This window comes from Haliea salexigens DSM 19537 (genome assembly GCF_000423125.1).
In the GTDB taxonomy this organism is placed as follows: domain Bacteria; phylum Pseudomonadota; class Gammaproteobacteria; order Pseudomonadales; family Halieaceae; genus Haliea; species Haliea salexigens.
Window position 1 is genome coordinate 112,944 of the sequence record NZ_AUHJ01000007.1, and the last position, 16,202, is coordinate 129,145.

The 16,202-nt window shown below is 63.6% G+C and carries 13 protein-coding genes; 2 read left to right on the forward strand and 11 right to left on the reverse strand.

Annotation, left to right across the window (positions count from 1 at the left end):
* Positions 1 to 87 precede the first annotated feature (87 nt).
* From fadA to G533_RS23485, 6 genes are all read right to left on the reverse strand, one after another.
* Positions 88 to 1,263 carry an acetyl-CoA C-acyltransferase FadA gene (fadA, locus tag G533_RS0109725; RefSeq protein WP_027949789.1) on the reverse strand — a complete coding sequence of 392 codons (1,176 nt, stop codon included), beginning with the start codon at positions 1,261 to 1,263 and terminating at the stop codon, positions 88 to 90.
* Positions 1,264 to 1,290: 27 nt separating this feature from the next.
* On the reverse strand, positions 1,291 to 3,438 hold the full coding sequence (gene fadB, locus G533_RS0109730) for a fatty acid oxidation complex subunit alpha FadB (protein ID WP_027949790.1): 2,148 nt from the start codon (positions 3,436 to 3,438) through the stop codon (positions 1,291 to 1,293).
* 190 nt (positions 3,439 to 3,628) lie between these two features.
* The gene (locus G533_RS0109735) at positions 3,629 to 5,530 is read right to left on the reverse strand and encodes an SLC13 family permease (RefSeq protein WP_027949791.1); all 1,902 of its coding nucleotides are present in this window, start codon (positions 5,528 to 5,530) and stop codon (positions 3,629 to 3,631) included.
* A 17-nt stretch (positions 5,531 to 5,547) separates the two neighbouring features.
* On the reverse strand, positions 5,548 to 6,495 hold the full coding sequence (locus G533_RS0109740; RefSeq protein ID WP_027949792.1) for a haloalkane dehalogenase: 948 nt from the start codon (positions 6,493 to 6,495) through the stop codon (positions 5,548 to 5,550).
* Entirely contained in the window at positions 6,492 to 7,469 is a 978-nt protein-coding gene (locus tag G533_RS21420) for a PA2778 family cysteine peptidase (protein WP_051230169.1), read from the reverse strand. The genes G533_RS0109740 and G533_RS21420 overlap by 4 nt, the downstream gene beginning before the upstream one ends.
* The gene (locus G533_RS23485; protein WP_051230170.1) at positions 7,466 to 7,840 is read right to left on the reverse strand and encodes a PA2779 family protein; all 375 of its coding nucleotides are present in this window, start codon (positions 7,838 to 7,840) and stop codon (positions 7,466 to 7,468) included. Before G533_RS23485 ends, G533_RS21420 begins: the two co-directional genes overlap by 4 nt.
* 170 nt (positions 7,841 to 8,010) lie before the next feature.
* On the opposite strand from G533_RS23485, the gene G533_RS0109755 reads away from it, so the two are divergent.
* Entirely contained in the window at positions 8,011 to 8,721 is a 711-nt protein-coding gene (locus G533_RS0109755) for an NUDIX hydrolase (protein WP_051230171.1), read from the forward strand.
* Between the two features lie 34 nt (positions 8,722 to 8,755).
* Here the strand turns inward: G533_RS0109755 and G533_RS0109760 are convergent, their stop codons facing one another.
* The 5 genes from G533_RS0109760 to G533_RS0109780 all read right to left on the reverse strand — a co-directional run bounded on the left by G533_RS0109760 (position 8,756) and on the right by G533_RS0109780 (position 15,563).
* Complete coding sequence (locus tag G533_RS0109760; protein WP_027949794.1) at positions 8,756 to 8,941, reverse strand: hypothetical protein; 186 nt, start codon at positions 8,939 to 8,941, stop codon at positions 8,756 to 8,758.
* Between the two features lie 52 nt (positions 8,942 to 8,993).
* A complete protein-coding gene (locus G533_RS0109765; protein ID WP_027949795.1) occupies positions 8,994 to 10,241 on the reverse strand; it encodes a ribonucleotide-diphosphate reductase subunit beta in 1,248 nt (415 codons plus the stop codon).
* Between the two features lie 52 nt (positions 10,242 to 10,293).
* Complete coding sequence (locus tag G533_RS0109770) at positions 10,294 to 13,176, reverse strand: ribonucleoside-diphosphate reductase subunit alpha (RefSeq protein WP_027949796.1); 2,883 nt, start codon at positions 13,174 to 13,176, stop codon at positions 10,294 to 10,296.
* 290 nt (positions 13,177 to 13,466) lie between these two features.
* Entirely contained in the window at positions 13,467 to 14,378 is a 912-nt protein-coding gene (gene argF, locus G533_RS0109775) for an ornithine carbamoyltransferase (RefSeq protein WP_027949797.1), read from the reverse strand.
* 30 nt (positions 14,379 to 14,408) lie between these two features.
* Entirely contained in the window at positions 14,409 to 15,563 is a 1,155-nt protein-coding gene (locus tag G533_RS0109780; protein ID WP_035527529.1) for an aspartate aminotransferase family protein, read from the reverse strand.
* Positions 15,564 to 15,858: 295 nt separating this feature from the next.
* Here G533_RS0109780 and grxD point away from each other — a divergent pair, with 295 nt between their 5' ends.
* Positions 15,859 to 16,188, forward strand: a complete 330-nt coding sequence (gene grxD / locus G533_RS0109785; RefSeq protein WP_027949799.1) for a Grx4 family monothiol glutaredoxin — start codon at positions 15,859 to 15,861, stop codon at positions 16,186 to 16,188.
* Positions 16,189 to 16,202 lie beyond the last annotated feature (14 nt).

Here is a 16,202-nt window from a genome sequence, read left to right on the forward strand (position 1 = left end):
AGGCTGCCAAGCGCTGCCCGGCGGAGAAGGTATGGATACGGCCGCCCTCTGGCGGAGGGCGGCCTCATCGGGTGACTGTCAGCGCTCTCAGATACGCTCGACGACCGTCGTAATGCCCTGGCCCAGGCCGATGCACATGGTGGAAACACCCAGGGTCAGGTCGCGATCCTGCATGACGGTCAGCAGAGAGCCGGTGATGCGGGTGCCGGAGCAGCCGAAGGGGTGTCCGAGGGCAATGGCGCCACCGTGCACGTTCACCTTGTCTTCCATGTCGTCCAGCAGGTCGAGGTCTTTCAGCACCGGCAGCGCCTGGGCGGCAAACGCCTCGTTCAGCTCTACCATCTCGATGTCCTTGATGGTCAGGCCGAGCTTTTTCAGCGCTTTCTGCGTGGAGGGCACCGGGCCATAGCCCATGATGGACGGGTCGACCCCGGCCAGCGTCATGGCGCGGATACGCGCCACCGGCTCCAGCCCCAGCGCCTGCGCGCGCTCGGCAGACATCACCAGCATGGCGGAGGCACCGTCGGAGATCTGTGACGAGGTGCCCGCGGTCACCGTGCCGCCCTGCGGGTTGAACGCCGGCGGCAGGCTGGCGAGGCCTTCCAGTGTGGTTTCCGGACGGATGGTTTCGTCTTGCTCAATCAGTGCCAGCGCACCGGCGGCATCGTGGCCCTCCACCGGAATGATTTCCCGGGCGAACTTGCCTTCCACCGTTGCCTTGTGGGCGAGCTGGTGCGAGCGCAGGCCCAGCTTGTCCTGCGCCTCACGGCCGATGCCGTGCATCATGGCGAGGTATTCGGCGGTCATGCCCATCATGCCGGCCGCCTTGGCTACGTTCAGCCCCAGCTTGGGGTTGATATCGACATCGTCCATCATTGGCAGGTGGCCGAGGTGCTCCACACCGCCCACCAGATACACGTCACCAATGCCGGCCATGATGTTGGCCGCCGCGGTGTGCAGGGCCGACATGGAGGAGCCGCAGAGGCGGTTGACGGTCTGCGCCGGGATGGTAAACGGCAGTTGCGCGCGCAGGACAATGTTGCGGGCCAGGTTCATGCCCTGTTCGCCGCGCTGCAGCACGCAGCCCCAGATCAGGTCGTCGATTTCGGCGACATCCAGTTTCGGGTTGCGGGCCAGCAGGCCACGGATCACGGCAACCGACAGGTCGTCCGCGCGCACGTTGCGAAAGCAGCCGTTCTTGGAGCGGCCCATGGCGCTGCGGGCGAAGTCGACGATAACGGCGTCTCTTGGATTCAGACTCACGATAATTCTCCTGTTTTCACCCGGTGCTCAGTAGTAGGTTTTGCCATCGGCGAGCATGGCCTGCATGCCGTCGGTGAGTTCGTAGGACTTGCCCAGGTGGGTAAACTGCTTCGACGCCTCGGCGATGAATGCGAGCCCTACCGTATCCATCCAGCGGAAGATGCCGCCGCGGAAGGGGGGGAAGCCGAGGCCGTAGAGCAGCGCCAGGTCGGCTTCCGCGGGGGTGCCGACGATACCCTCTTCCAGGCAGCGCGCCATTTCCGTAGCCATGGGCAGCATCATGCGTGCGATGATGTCCTCGCGAGAGAACTCTGTGCGTTCCCCTTCGACCGGGGCGATCAGGCGGTAGACCTCTTCGCTGGGGGTTTTCTTCGGCTTGCCGCGCTTGTCGGGCACATAGTCGTAGAAGCCCTTGCCGTTTTTCTGGCCGTAGCGTTTGTTCTCGAACATCACTTCAGTGGCGGTCTTGAAATCCAGTTGCATGCGGTCGGGGAAGCCCTCCGCCATGACTTCCGCGGCGTGTACACCGGTGTCGATTCCCACCACATCCATCAGGTAGGCGGGGCCCATGGGCCAGCCCCAGCGCTCCATGACCTTGTCCACAGCCTGGAAGTCGGCGCCGTCACGCACCAGCTTGGAGAAGCCGTCAAAGTAGGGGAACAGCACGCGGTTGACGAGGAAGCCAGGGCAGTCTTTCACCACGACGGCTTTCTTGCCCATCTTGTTGGCGTAGGCAACAGTGCGGGCGACCGCCCGGTCCGAGGTTTTCTCGCCGCGAATCACCTCGACCAGAGGCATGGCGTGAACCGGGTTGAAAAAGTGCATGCCGCAGAAGTTCTCGGGCCGCTGCAGCGCTTCTGCGAGGCGTGTGATGGAGATGGTCGAGGTGTTGGAGGCGAGGATGGTGTCCTCACCGATCTGCTGTTCGGTTTCCGCCAGCACTGCGTGCTTGACCTTGGCGTTTTCGACCACCGCTTCCACCACGATATCCACCGTATCGAAACCGGTGTAGGTCAGCGTCGGGTCGATGCTGTTGAGCACGTCGCCCATTTGCGTGGCGGTCATCTGACCCCGGTCCACACGCTTGGACAGCAGCTTGTTGGCCTCCGACAGGCCCAGGTCCAGCCCGTCCTGGTTGATGTCCTTCATCAGGATGGGGACGCCGCGGTAGGCCGACTGGTAGGCGATACCGCCGCCCATGATGCCGGCGCCCAGCACAGCTGCACGGCCAATCTTGCGATCAGCCTGCTTTTCCCAGTCACGTGCTTTCTTGCCCAGCAGCTGGTCGGAGAGGAAAACCCCCACCAGCGCGGAAGCGACAGGCGTGACCGCCAGTTCCGCAAAGCCTTCCGCCTCGACCTTGAGGGCATCTACCAGGCCCATGCCGCGGGCTTTTTCGATGACATCGACAGCTTTCACCGGCGCCGGGTAGTTCTTGCCGGCCTGCTGCCCCACCATTGATTTCATGGTGAAGAAGGCCATCATGGCCTCGGTGTCGTTGAGTGGCAGCGGGCTGCTCTTGGCCTTCCGGCGTCCGGCGTAGTCGAGCTTGCCGGCCATGGCGTGTTCCAGCGTGGCCAGGGCCACGGCGCGCAGTTCCTCGGGTGAGGCGACGGCGTCGACGGCGCCGGCTTTCAGGGCTTTGTCCGCGCGCTGTTCGGTGGCGCCGGCAATCCAGGTGGCCGCCTCGTCAACGCCAATGATGCGCGGCAGGCGTACCGTACCGCCCCAGCCGGGCAGAATACCCAGTTTGGTTTCTGGCAGGCCCACTTTGGCGGCCGTACTCATGACCCGGAAGTCGCAGGCCAGGCAGATCTCGAAACCGCCACCGAGGGCGAAGCCGTTGATCGCCACACAACTGGGGAAAGGCAGGTCCTGCAGGCGATTGAGATTGGCATTGTTGGCTGCAGTGAAGCCCTGTATTTCCTCGGGGCCGGCGCCGAAAATGCCGGTAAATTCGGTGATGTCGGCACCCACGATGAACACGGGCTTGCCACTGGTGACCAGCAGGCCGCGCAGCCCACTCTGTGCTTCCAGCGCATTGAGTGCCTCAGTGAGGCTGTTGACGGTGGCCTGGTCAAATTTGTTGACAGACTCGCCCTTCAGGTCGAAATGCAGCTCGGCGATATCGCCATCGAGGCGGGTCACGGTGAGCGCGTCACTCTGGTAGATCATGTCGCTGTCCTGTGTGGGATGAACGGGGCTGGCCTCGGCCGCTTTGGTGCCGGGCCAGAGTCGAAGCGAAGCGCCATTGTAGCGGTGAAAGCCGCGGGCGTGAACTGCAATGTTAGCACTGATAACACATGAATTGCCATGTTCGCCTCGCGGGGCCGCTGCCGGTCGTGATGACGCTGCTCGAGCGCGGTTACAGGGGCCAGATGATCAGCAGCAGGGGCAGGCTGACCGCCACGACCAGGGCCTCCAGCGGCAGGCCCAGGCGCCAGTAGTCGCCGAAATGAAAGCCGCCCGGGCCCAGAATCAGGGTGTTGTTCTGGTGCCCGATAGGGGTGAGGAAGGCGCAGGATGCGCCGATGGCGACAGCCATCAGGAAACTGTCCGGGTCGACGCCCAGCGCTGCCGCAGTGCCCAGGGCGATCGGACACATGACAGCCGCCGTGGCCGCGTTGTTCATCAGGTCGGAAAGGAACATGGTGGTCACTAGGATGATGCCCAGCACCAGCACCGCGTTACCCTGCGCCACCGTAGTGAGCAGGAAGCGTGCAATCAAATCTGCAGTGCCGGTGGTGGCCATGGCGCCCGCGACGGGTATCAGGGCCGCCAACAGGACGATCACCGGCCAGTCGATGGCGGTGTAGACGTTGCGCGGTGGCACCGTGCGCAATGCCATTGAGGCGAGCACCCCAAGAGCGAAGGATACCGCCGCGGGGAGCAGGCCAAAGGCGGCCCCGCCCACCGCGACTGCCATGATTATCGCGGCCATGACGGCCTTGCGCGGGCTGGGAATACGCAGGTCGCGCTCTGCTAGCGGCACGCAGCTGAAGTCACTGGCGAACTCCAGAGTGGCGTTGGTCGGGCCCTGAATCAGCAACAGGTCGCCGGCGCGCAGGGGGAGTGCGCGCAGGCGCGAGCGGGAACGGTGACCCTCGCGGGACACCGCGAGCAGGTTCAGGCCATAGCGTGTGCGCAGCTGTATGTCGCTGGCCGAGCGGCCGGCCAGCGCGGCGCCCGGCAGGACTGCCAGTTCCGTGAGCACAGCCTCTTCGCGTTTTTCCGTCTGCTCGTCCTCCTCTTCATCAGTGTCCCTGGCATCTGCGGCGGTGGTTTGCTCTGTTTCCGCCTCGGGCTGTGCCGCTTCGGCTGGCGGGGTGGTCTGCTCGCTGTCGTCCTCGTTCTTATCTTCGACTGTGGCTTCGGGTTTAACGGATTCCACGAGTTTCAGGTCGAACCGCGACAACACTTCGCCCAGGGTATCGGCACTGGTCTCCAGCACCAGAATGTCATGGCCGCGAATCTGACGTCCGCCATAAGGTGTGCGCAAGCGGACTTCGTTGCGCACCAGGCCCACCACCTGGGCGCCAGCATCGTCGAGCGCGGCCTCTAGTTCACGCAGGCTCATGCCGACGGCCTTGCTGCCCTCCGTTATCCGTGCCTCGGTGAGGTAGGCGCCGGTATCGAAATCTCCGGCGGCCTCCTGTTTGCGCGCAGGCACCAGTCGCCCGCCCAGCAGCACCACAAAGGCCAAGCCACAGAGGGCGACAGCCAGCCCCACCGGCGTGAAGTCAAACATCCCAAAGGCGCTGCCGCCCGCCTCCGCACGAAAGCCCGCAACGATGAGGTTGGGAGGGGTACCGATCATGGTGGTCATGCCACCCAGGATGGTGCCAAATGCCAGGGGCATGAGCGCACGCCCGGGTGGCAGGTTGTGGCGACGTGCGATCTGCAGCGCCACCGGCATCAGCAGCGCCATCGCGCCGACATTATTCATGAAGCCCGAGAGCAGCGCGCCCAGGCCGACCAGCGCCGCGAGGCTCCCCAGCGGTCCGGCGTTGGCGGGCAGAGCGCGCCGCGCCAGCACATCCACTGCGCCGGAGGCCTGCAGGCCGCGGCTCAACACCAGTACGCAGGCGACAGTAATAACCGCGGGATGGCCAAAACCGCTGAATGCCGCATCCGGCGCCACCAGCCCCGCCAGAACACAGGCCAGCAGGGTGCCCAGCGCCACCATGTCATGTCGCCAGCGCCCCCAGAGGAACATCGCCACGGAGGCGACCAGTATCAGCAGGATAAGCCCCTGATCGATGGTCATCGCGCGCGATCCATCATCTAACCGGGCGCGGCTGACGGCAGCGCGTTGACGGTATCGGCGACTACAGCGGCCAGCGCCGCGCCCTGCTCCTCCTGCAGGAAATGCCCAGCGCCGGGAATCACCGGGTGCTCACGGCCTTGTGCGCCGGGGATGCGACGCTGGAACACCGGCGCCCAGGCGACGGTCGCCGGGTCGCTGTCACTGAAGGCCGTAACAAACGGCTTTTGCCAGTGGCTGAGGAAGGCCCAGGTGCGACGATTCTCGGCGGCACCCGCCATTTCGGTGTGGGTGGGGATAAGGCTGGGGAACACCAGCGCACCGGCCTTGTAGCGTGCATCGGGGAAGGGGGCATCGTAGGCTGCCAGCACTGCGGAGCTCAGTGGGGTGCAGGAGACCGCGCCGATAACGCCGGCAACGTCCAGGTCCTCCGCGTCCCGCGTGGCGGCAACCCATTGCTCCACAATGTCCCCTGGCCAGGGATCGACCCCATTGGGCGGTGGCTCGCAACTGGGCAGCAGGGTGTTGGCGGCGACCACCGCGCTGAAGCGCTCGGGCATCTCGGCCAGCAGCGACAGGCCAATGGGACCGCCCCAATCCTGACAGACCAGCACTGCGCTGTTGATGTCCAGCGCGCGCAGCAGCTCACCGACCTGTGCCACATGGCCGGCGTAACTGTAGTCGCTGCGCGCCGTGGGTTTGTCGGAGCGGCCAAAGCCGATCAGGTCTGGCGCTATGCAGCGCATGCCGCGGGCGCTGAGCGCGTGGATCATGTGCCGGTAGAGAAAGCACCAGCTGGGCTCGCCGTGCAGCATGAGCACGATGCGCCCGTCGTGCGGGCCGACATCCAGATAGTGCATGCGCAGTTGCCCGTGCGTTTTGTCAGCGACCATCTGGTAGTTAGGTGTCCAGGGGAAATCCGGCAGGTTGGCGAAATGATGGTCGGGCGTGCGCAGTACGGCTGTCATGGGTAAGGTATGTCCTCTGTCAGTGTCCGGCAGTGAGCCGGATCGTTGGCAGCGAGTGCGCGCTGATGCGCAATGTCCGCTGCGGTACTTGTCACGGCCTCCCTGACGGGGGCGGAAAGCTCTGGTGCCGCGCTGCGAGCGGGCGCGATGATTGCTCCCGCGGCAATCGGACAATCCTCCTGTAGCAGGAGGTCGGCGAAATTGTTGCGTGCGGGCATGTGCGACGTTTTCTGCTGCAGCACCCGTACATAGAGCTGAGCAGCCCCTTCCACGTCTGCGACTGAGCGTCGCGCATTGGCTGTGGCAAAGAGCAGGTCCGGGTTATGCGGCCAGCGCTGCAGAGCAGCTTCCCAGGTAGTCACTGCCAGTGCGGCTGGCAACTTTGCTTCCTGTTGGGCCAGTTCAGGCCCTATGCTGCCAGCGGTGCTGCTCGCCGGTATTTCGCCGAGAGGCGGAATCACCACCCCCCAGAAATCGGCTCGCGCCCAACTGCCGAAAAATCGGCTCCAGCGTTCCTGTCGACGCTGCTCGGTGCCGGAGCGCAGCAAGACGCGCTCATTTTCCGGCTGGTAACCGACAACGACCGCGTAATGCCAGCGCGGCAGGGACGCAAGCCCCAGGTTTTGCAGCACGAGTACGGGGTTGCCCGCCTCAAGCTCACTGAAAAGTGCCTCGGGTCCGCCCTGTAGCGTGAAAGGAACACGACCTGAGCGGCGTGTGGCAGCCAGCAATTCGACCTGCAGGCTGCCCTCCCGGCCAGGCAGATAGGTCTGTGGCGCCAGCGCCTGTGGGCTGATGTCGACACCGCTGTGCACCAGCAACGTGGCAAGCGCCGCAGGCCCGCACTGGTATTCCTCCTGGGGGAAAAAGGGCACTGTGGAAAGTTCGCTGACTGTGGCGTTTTGCGGTGGCTGGTGGGTTGTGGCGCAGGCGCTGAGCAGAACAATCAGCGCCGGCGCCGCAATGCGCCTCAAAACTTGCTGAACACGTTGGTAACGCCTATCAGTTCAAGTACCAGCAGCACCAGAAACAGTGCACCGAGCACACCCAGCGCGCCGCTGCCTGCGGGCAGTGTGTCCAGTTGCTGCGCCAGCTGCTGCAATTCGGCGGTGGACAACGCATTCACTCGTGCGAGTGTGTCCTGGGGGCTTACGCCCATCGCCAGCAAGTGCTGCTGCACCGTCTCACTGGCAAGAGCCGTCGTGACCTGAGCCAGCGGCTCGCTTCGAGTTTGCTCGGCAAAATGGTTTGCGGTGCCGATGACCGCGGCCTGAGCGGTTCCCGCCGTGCTCACGAACAGAAGTGCCGTAATCTGCAGCAGTACAAGCAATCGGGATTTCAACATGACAGGTCCTCGTTGGCTGAATCGGTTCCCGGAGTATAGGCAAAAAGTGCCGGCCGGGTAAGGACGATGTGATGGCTAAGCCGACCGTAGATGCACCCTGGCAGGGCGCTGGTGCGGTTCCTCCCGGCGCGAAGGTTTATACTCTGATCTGGTAGTAGAAGGAATTCAAAGTGACGACAGCTTCCAGACGCGATTTCGCGCCAGACGTAGTGCCCATCAAGGATGCTGCAACCGTGATTCTCGTGCGTGACCGCCTGTCGCAACCACAGGTACTGATGGGCAAACGTGGGTCGCGCGCCGCCTTCATGCCCAGCAAATTTGTATTTCCCGGTGGTGCCGTAGACGCTGGCGACGCCCTCGTGCCTCTGGCGGGGCGGGTGGGGCCGGTATGCGCAAGTCGCCTGGCCGAGGCCGCAGCGCCGGACCGTGTGCACGCCCTGCAGGCCGCCGCGGTGCGCGAGGTGTGGGAGGAGTCGGGGCTGCTGCTGGGGGCACCCGGTGCCTGGCAGGGCGAGGTGCCAGGGGACTGGGCAGACTTCAGTGCTCGGGAGCACTTGCCCTGCACGCGCAATTTTCGCTACGTATTCCGCGCCATCACCCCGCTCGGCGCGCCGCGGCGTTTTGACGCGCGTTTCTTTCTGGTGGACGCCAGTGCGGTGGTGGGTGACCCGGATGACTTTTCCCTCGCCTCTGACGAGTTGTCGCAGTTGCAGTGGATCGATCTTGAGCAGGCCTGCGGGCTGGATTTGCCGTTGATTACCGAAGTGGTGCTGGGTGAGGTGGCGGACATTATCACGCTGGAAGGGCCGCCGGCGTGTGTGCCCTGTTTTCGCAATGATGACGAGCAGCTCGCCATTCTCCGCCGTCGCGCCAGGCCCTGAGGGCGCTCCGGGCGCCTGGCTTCACGCTCCGGGGTCAGTGCAAGACACGGTCTGAGCGCATTTCCGCCTTCAGATCTGCCTGTTTGCCCGTGTCCTGTTGTTCCACGTGGTTGCGTAGCCGCGCCACAATGCGGTTCATCACATCAATGGTCTGGCTGATTTGATCCAGGGCGATGAGGACGTGTTCACTGTCTTCGGTCGGGTCGTCTTGTTTGTCCATGGCAGGTCCTCAAAAACGGGGGCAGCGGCGCGAGCTGGCTGCCCCCCAATGGTCAATCCCAGTTCAGCGCGCCGCCGGTCTGGTATTCGATGACCCGGGTCTCAAAGAAGTTTTTCTCTTTGCGCAGGTCCATGATCTCGCTCATCCACGGGAACGGGTTCTGCACCCCGGGAAACTGCTCTGGCAGGCCGAGCTGCGACAGCCGGCGGTTGGCAATGAAGTGCAGGTACTCTTCCATCATGGCGGCATTCATGCCAAGTACGCCGCGCGGCATGGTGTCGCGTGCGTATTCGATTTCCAGCTGGGTGCCTTCGAGAATCATCTGGATCACTTCCTGCTGGAAGGCCTCGGTCCACAGGTGCGGATTTTCCAGCTTGATCTGGTTGATCACGTCGATACCGAAGTTCAGGTGCATGGACTCGTCGCGCAGGATGTACTGGAACTGCTCCGCAACGCCGGTCATCTTGTTGCGCCGCCCCATGGAAAGGATCTGGGTAAAGCCGCAGTAGAAGAAAATGCCTTCGGTAACGGCGTAGAAACCGATCAGGTTGCGCAGCAGGGTCTGGTCGTTTTCCGTGGTGCCCGTTTTGAAGCTGGGGTCCGACAGGTGGTGGGTATGGCCCAGGCTCCAGGTGGCTTTCTTGGCCACCGAAGGCACCTCGCGGTACATGTTGAAGACCTCGCCCTCGTCCATGCCCAGTGACTCGATGCAGTACTGGTAGGCGTGGGTGTGGATGGCTTCCTCAAACGCCTGGCGCAGCAGGTACTGGCGGCACTCAGGGTTGGTGATCAGGCGGTAGATGCCCAGCACCAGGTTGTTGGCGACCAGGGAGTCTGCGGTGGAGAAGTAGCCCAGGCTGCGCTTGATGATGCGTCGCTCATCCTCGGACAGGCCGTCGCTGCTCTTCCAGGTGGACACGTCGGCCGTCATGTTGATTTCCTGCGGCATCCAGTGGTTGGCGCAGCCGTCGATGTACTTCTGCCAGGCCCAGTCGTATTTGAAAGGCACCAGCTGGTTGAGGTCGGCGCGGCAGTTGATCATCGCTTTCTCGTCTACCGAGACCCGCGCTGCGCCCATTTCCAGTTCTTCCAGCCCGGGTGCTACATCAAGGGCTTCCACGGCACGCGCCGCGGCCGCCACGTTGGCCGCTGCGGTCGGTGCAACGGGCGCGGCGGCCGGTGGCGGAGGAGTCGCGGCGGCCACAGGTGCCTCTTCCTGCGGTGGCGGCGGTGGCGGCGCCTTGGCCGGTGCTGCAGCGGCGTGATTGTCGTCGGTGTGGTAGTCGTCCCAGCTCAACATGTGCTGTTGTCCTTTTGCCTAGTCTGTTGTGTCGGTGGTGATGTGGCCCGCCTTACTGGCAGGCCTCGCAGTCCGGGTCATCCAGCGAGCATGCGGTCGGTACGGCCGCCGGTGCCGCCTGCACGGTCTGGCCGCCTGAGGACACCTTGTTCAGATTGCCGGTGCTGATGGTGGATTTCTCCGTGCCGGTGGCCGCCAGCGAGCGCAGGTAGTACGTGGTTTTCAGGCCGCTGTACCACGCCATGCGATAGGTGACGTCCAGCTTCTTGCCACTGGCGTTGTTGATGTACAGGTTCAGCGACTGGGCCTGGTCGATCCATTTCTGGCGGCGGCTGGCAGCGTCCACCAGCCAGCGGGGCTCCACCTCGAATGCCGTGGCGTAAATGGCCTTGAGGTCAGCCGGCACGCGGTCGATGGACTGTACGCTGCCGTCGTAGTACTTGAGGTCGTTGACCATCACCCCATCCCACAGCCCGCGCGCTTTCAGGTCGTTCACCAGGTAGGGGTTGACCACGGTGAACTCGCCGGAGAGGTTCGATTTCACGTACAGGTTCTGGTACGTAGGCTCAATGGACTGGGATACCCCGGTGATGTTGGCAATGGTTGCCGTGGGCGCAATGGCCATCACGTTGGAGTTGCGCATGCCGCGCTCCCGCACCGCAGCCCGCAGGCTGTCCCAGTCGAGTGAGGTGCTGCGGTCGACCTGGATATAGTCGGCGCCGCGCTGCTCGATGAGAATACCCAGCGAGTCGATGGGGAAGATGCCCCGGCTCCACAGTGAGCCCTCGTAGCTGGAGTAAGCCCCGCGCTCGGCCGCCAGTTCACTGGAGGCCTCGATGGCGTAGTAGCTGATGGCCTCCATGGAGCTATCGGCGAAGGTGACCGCCTGCTCTGAGCCGTAGGCGATGTGCTGACGGTAGAGGGCATCCTGAAAGCCCATCAGGCCGAGGCCGACGGGGCGGTGGCGCAGGTTGGAGCGCTCCGCCTGCGGCACCGAGTAGTAATTGATGTCGATGACGTTATCCAGCATGCGCACAGCCGTGCGCACGGTCTTGCGCAGCTTGTCGAGATCGAGGCCATTCTCACCCACGTGCTGGGGCAGGTTGATGGAACCGAGGTTGCAGACGGCGATTTCGTCCTTGCTGGTGTTGAGGGTGATCTCGGTACACAGGTTGGATGAGTGCACAACGCCGACGTGCTGTTGCGGTGACCGCAGGTTGCAGGGGTCCTTGAACGTCATCCAGGGGTGGCCGGTTTCAAACAGCATCGCCAGCATCTTGCGCCACAGATTTTGTGCGCGCACGGTTTTGTGCAGCTTGAGTTTGCCGGCGCGCGCTTGCTCTTCGTACCAGGTGTAGCGTTCCTCGAAGGCGCGACCGTACAGGTCGTGCAGGTCGGGCACGTCGTTGGGGGAGAACAGGGTCCACTCAGCGTCGTCGAATACGCGCTTCATGAACAGGTCGGGAATCCAGTTGGCGGAGTTCATGTCGTGGGTGCGGCGGCGGTCATCGCCGGTGTTCTTGCGCAGCTCCACGAATTCCTCGATGTCCATGTGCCAGGTTTCCAGGTAGGCACACACCGCGCCCTTGCGCTTGCCGCCCTGGTTGACCGCCACGGCGGTGTCGTTCACAACCTTGAGGAAGGGCACCACACCCTGGCTCTTGCCGTTGGTGCCCTTGATGTAGGAGCCCAGTGCGCGTACCGGGGTCCAGTCGTTGCCGAGGCCACCAGCAAACTTGGACAGCATGGCGTTGTCCTGGATGGCGCCGAAAATGCCGTGCAGGTCATCGGGCACGGTGGTGAGGTAGCAGGACGACAGCTGCGGTCGCAGGGTGCCGGCATTGAACAGCGTGGGGGTGGAGCTCATGTAGTCGAAAGACGATAGCAACTGGTAGAACTCGATCGCCCGCGCCTCGCGGTCCGCTTCCTCGCTGGCCAGGCCCATGGCCACGCGCATGAAGAATACCTGGGGCAGCTCGATACGCACATCGTTGCTGTGAATGAAGTAGCGGTCGTAGAGGGTTTGCAGGCCCAGGTAGGTGAACTGCAGGTCGCGCTCGGGCAGCAGGGCTTGACCGAGCCGTTCGAGGTCGAACTGCGCGAGCTTCGGGTCCAGCAGCTCCAGTTCGACGCCGCGCTGGATGTAGGCGGGGAGCGCCGTGGCATAGAGCTGGCTCATTTCGCTCTGCGTGGCTGCCTGGGCCACGCCGAGGAAGCCCAGCGCTTCGGCGCGCAGGTTGTCGCAGAGCAGGCGGGCGGCCACATAGGTGTAGTTGGGTTCTTTCTCGATCATGGTGCGCGCGGTAATCACCAGCGAGGTGGCCAGCTCCGCGGCGGTCACGCCGTCGTACAGGTTGCGCAGGGCCTCGTCGATGATCTGCGTGCTGCTGACATCGGTGAGGTTGCTGCAGGCTTCCGTCACCACGGTGTGCAGGCGCTCCAGGTCCAGCGGTGCACGGCTGCCATCGGCCTGTATCACCGTGATGTTGCCGGCGGCTTCCTGCGCGGCGGGAGACAGGGCCTTGCGTGCGGCGCGCTTACGCGCCTGCTCCTCGCGATAGATGACATAGTCGCGTGCGATCTTGTGTTCGCCGGCGCGCATCAGGGCCAGTTCCACCTGATCCTGAATGTCCTCGATATGTACGGTGCCACCGGATGGCATGCGGCGGCGGAAGGTGGCGGCCACTTGGTCGGTCAGCTTGGCCACGGTTTCGTGAATGCGGCTCGATGCCGCAGCGGTGCCACCTTCAACGGCGAGAAAGGCCTTGGTTATAGCGACCGATATCTTGCTTTCTTCGAAGGTTACAACCATGCCGTTGCGCTTGATGACGCGCAGCTGCCCGGGAGCGGTCGCGGCGATGCTGCCGGGCACCGCGTTGGTGTCGCCACTGGACGGTGTGGCGGGGCTGCTGCTGGGGGTGGTTTCGGTGTGCATAGAGTCTCCGTGCGGCGCGAGGCTGGCGGCCTTTTTTGTTGTCGAGGCCCCACATCTTGGGGTTTTCGAGGGGGTGAAGCACAAGATAATGCGACCAGAGGGGCATTGCAAGGCCGCAAGGCTGGGTTTATCTTGTGGATAACGTGTGGGCGAAAGCGTAGGTCTGCGCCCACTTACCCCACAGGCCGCTATGAGCTTGAAGTTGGCCCGACACGGTGGGCTGAGGCGCGAAATCTGGCTGCCAATGAATAATTTTTTATAAGAATCCGGGGGGTTAGGCGCCCCGGTTATTAGCTTTCCTGCAGCAGAAATTCCAGCAGCGCTTTCTGGGCGTGTAGCCGGTTTTCAGCCTCGTCCCAGATCACCGTATCCGGCGCGTCCATAAGGCCGGCACTGATCTCCTCGCCCCGGTGCGCGGGCAGGCAGTGCAGGTAAAGCGCATCGCTGGCTGCGTGTGCCATCAGCGCCTCGTTGACCTGGAAGGGTGCAAACTGGCGGGCACGGGTCTGCTGTTCCTTTTCCTGCCCCATGGAGGCCCAGACATCGGTGACCACCAGGTCCGCATCGCGCACGGCAGTCACCGGGTCGTGGCTCAGTTCCACGCGGTCGCGATTGGTGTGCAGCAGGTCGGCGCGTGGCTCAAAGCCCGGCGGACAGGCGATGCGCAGCCTGAAGTCGAACTGCCGTGCCGCGTTGATGTAGGACTGGCACATGTTGTTGCCATCGCCCACCCAGGCCGCCGTCTTGCCGGCCATGGGTCCGCGGTGTTCCTTCCAGGTTTGCATGTCTGCGAGCAGCTGGCAGGGATGGAAGTCATCCGTCAATGCGTTGATTACCGGCACCGAGGAGTAGGCGGCAAAGCGCTCTACAATATCGTGGCCGAAGGTGCGGATCATCACCACATCGACCATGGAGGAAATGACCCGTGCACTGTCCTCGACCGGCTCGCCGCGCCCCAATTGGGTGTCCTGCGGCGACAGGAACATGGCGTGACCACCGAGCTGTGTCATGCCGGCCTCAAAGGAGACGCGCGTGCGCGTGGAGGACTTGGCAAAAATCATCCCCAGCACCTTGCCCGGAAACTGACGCTGATCTTCACCGGCGCGGTGCGCTTTTTTCATGGTGCTGGCGCGGTCTATCAGTGCCTGCAACTCGTCGGGGCTGAAGTCGAGCAGAGTGAGGAAGTGCCGGGGTGACGCCATGGGATTATCCTGCAAAAGCGGTGCCGGGCTTCACTCGAAGCCCCGGATCAGTTTGATGAGGCCTGTGGCCAGTTCGTCGAGGTGGTCGTCGCTACAGATGAGCGGGGGCAGCAGGCGGATGGTGTTGCCCGCGGTCACGTTGATCAGCAGCCCGGCGGCCAGCGCGCGGCCAACCAGCTCGCCGCAATCGCGGTTCAATTGCACGCCGATCATCAGGCCGCGCCCGCGCAGCTCGACCAGGCTTTCGCAGCCCTGCAGCCCGTCTGTCAGCTGCTGCCGCAGGCGCGCGCCGGCAGCGGTAGCGCGCTCGGCGAGCCCCTCGTTGACCACCGTGTTGACCACAGCCAGCCCGGCAGCGCAGGCCAGCGGGTTGCCGCCGTAGGTGGAGCCGTGGTGGCCGGCCTTGAATACCGTGGCCGCCGGCCCGTGCGCCAGACAGGCGCCGATCGGTACCCCGTTGCCCAGGCCTTTTGCAGTGGTGATCACATCCGGAACCACGCCCATGCCCTGGCAGGCAAAGTAGTGGCCGGCGCGGCCGTTCCCGCACTGCACTTCATCGAGCATCAGCAGCCAGCCGCGGTCGTCACACAGCGCCCGCAGGCCCTGCATGAAAGCGTCGTCGGCGACGCGAATGCCGCCCTCACCCTGAATGGGTTCCACCAGTACGGCCACCACATCCGGGTTGTTGGCGGCAATCTGCTGCACGGCGGCGAGGTTGTTGAGCGGCGCCCGGGTGAAACCTGAGACCAGGGGTTCAAAGCCGGCCTGGATTTTGCGGTTGCCGGTGGCGCTGAGGGTTGCCAGCGTGCGCCCGTGGAAGGCGTTTTCGAACACAATCACGGCAGGCTTGTCCACGCCGCGCTGGTGACCATACAGGCGGGCCAGCTTGATGGCAGCTTCGTTGGCCTCTGCGCCGGAGTTGCAGAAGAAGGCGGTTTCCATGCCGGATACCGCGGTCAAGGCATCCGCCAGCGCTTCCTGCCCGGCAATGTGGTACAGGTTCGAGGTGTGTAGCAGACGAGCGGCCTGTTGCTGAATAGCCTCGGTGACTGCTGGGTGGGCGTGGCCCAGGTTGGTGACACTGATGCCCGACAGTGCATCCAGATAGCGTCGGCCGTCGGTGTCCACCAGATAGACACCTTCTCCGTGACTGAACGTCACGGGCAGCCTTGCATAGGTTTGCATCAACGCGGACACCGGTTCTTCTCCCAATGGCAGGGCCCAGGCAGGGCCCCAGAAACGCAAAAAGGCAGCGCTAGCTGCCTGTCAGACAGGAGATATTAGCGGCATTTCGCGAGCTTGGCAATTTTCTTGCCGGGGCTTGCGCGCAGCTGCTGGCGCCCGCCCTGCAGCACAACCCGGTGGTTTAGCCGCAGGGGGTAACACGCCGCACGCTGCCTGCGTTTTTGTGCCAGATCGGGTAAACTTCCGCCTTCCGTTCCGGTCCAACGATCAACCTCAACAACAGGCTTCAAACACCATGGATATTCTCGACACTATCAAGGAACAGATTCAGAGCAACAGCATCCTGCTGTACATGAAAGGCTCCCCCAATCAGCCCCAATGCGGCTTTTCTGCGCAAACGGTGCAGGCCCTTATGGCCTGTGGTGAGCGTTTCGCCTATGTGGACGTGTTGTCCAACCCCGATGTGCGTGCCAACCTGCCCAAATACGCCAACTGGCCAACCTTCCCCCAGTTGTGGATCAGCGGTGAGCTGATTGGCGGTTGTGACATCGTGACCGAAATGCACGCCAGTGGTGAATTGCAGACGCTGGTCAAGGAAGCGGCGGCAGCCCAGAGCGCCAGCTGATTCTCTGGCCCGGG

What these genes read in the sequence shown, in the direction of transcription:
- fadB (WP_027949790.1), bottom strand. Translation starts at nt 3,438, where the DNA reads ATGATCTACCAGAGTGACGCGCTCACCGTGACCCGCCTCGATGGCGAT.
- G533_RS0109735 (WP_027949791.1), bottom strand. Translation starts at nt 5,530, where the DNA reads ATGACCATCGATCAGGGGCTTATCCTGCTGATACTGGTCGCCTCCGTG.
- G533_RS0109740 (WP_027949792.1), bottom strand. Translation starts at nt 6,495, where the DNA reads ATGACAGCCGTACTGCGCACGCCCGACCATCATTTCGCCAACCTGCCG.
- G533_RS23485 (WP_051230170.1), bottom strand. Translation starts at nt 7,840, where the DNA reads ATGTTGAAATCCCGATTGCTTGTACTGCTGCAGATTACGGCACTTCTG.
- G533_RS0109760 (WP_027949794.1), bottom strand. Translation starts at nt 8,941, where the DNA reads ATGGACAAACAAGACGACCCGACCGAAGACAGTGAACACGTCCTCATC.
- G533_RS0109765 (WP_027949795.1), bottom strand. Translation starts at nt 10,241, where the DNA reads ATGTTGAGCTGGGACGACTACCACACCGACGACAATCACGCCGCTGCA.
- G533_RS0109770 (WP_027949796.1), bottom strand. Translation starts at nt 13,176, where the DNA reads ATGCACACCGAAACCACCCCCAGCAGCAGCCCCGCCACACCGTCCAGT.
- argF (WP_027949797.1), bottom strand. Translation starts at nt 14,378, where the DNA reads ATGGCGTCACCCCGGCACTTCCTCACTCTGCTCGACTTCAGCCCCGAC.
- G533_RS0109780 (WP_035527529.1), bottom strand. Translation starts at nt 15,563, where the DNA reads ATGCAAACCTATGCAAGGCTGCCCGTGACGTTCAGTCACGGAGAAGGT.
- grxD (WP_027949799.1), top strand. Translation starts at nt 15,859, where the DNA reads ATGGATATTCTCGACACTATCAAGGAACAGATTCAGAGCAACAGCATC.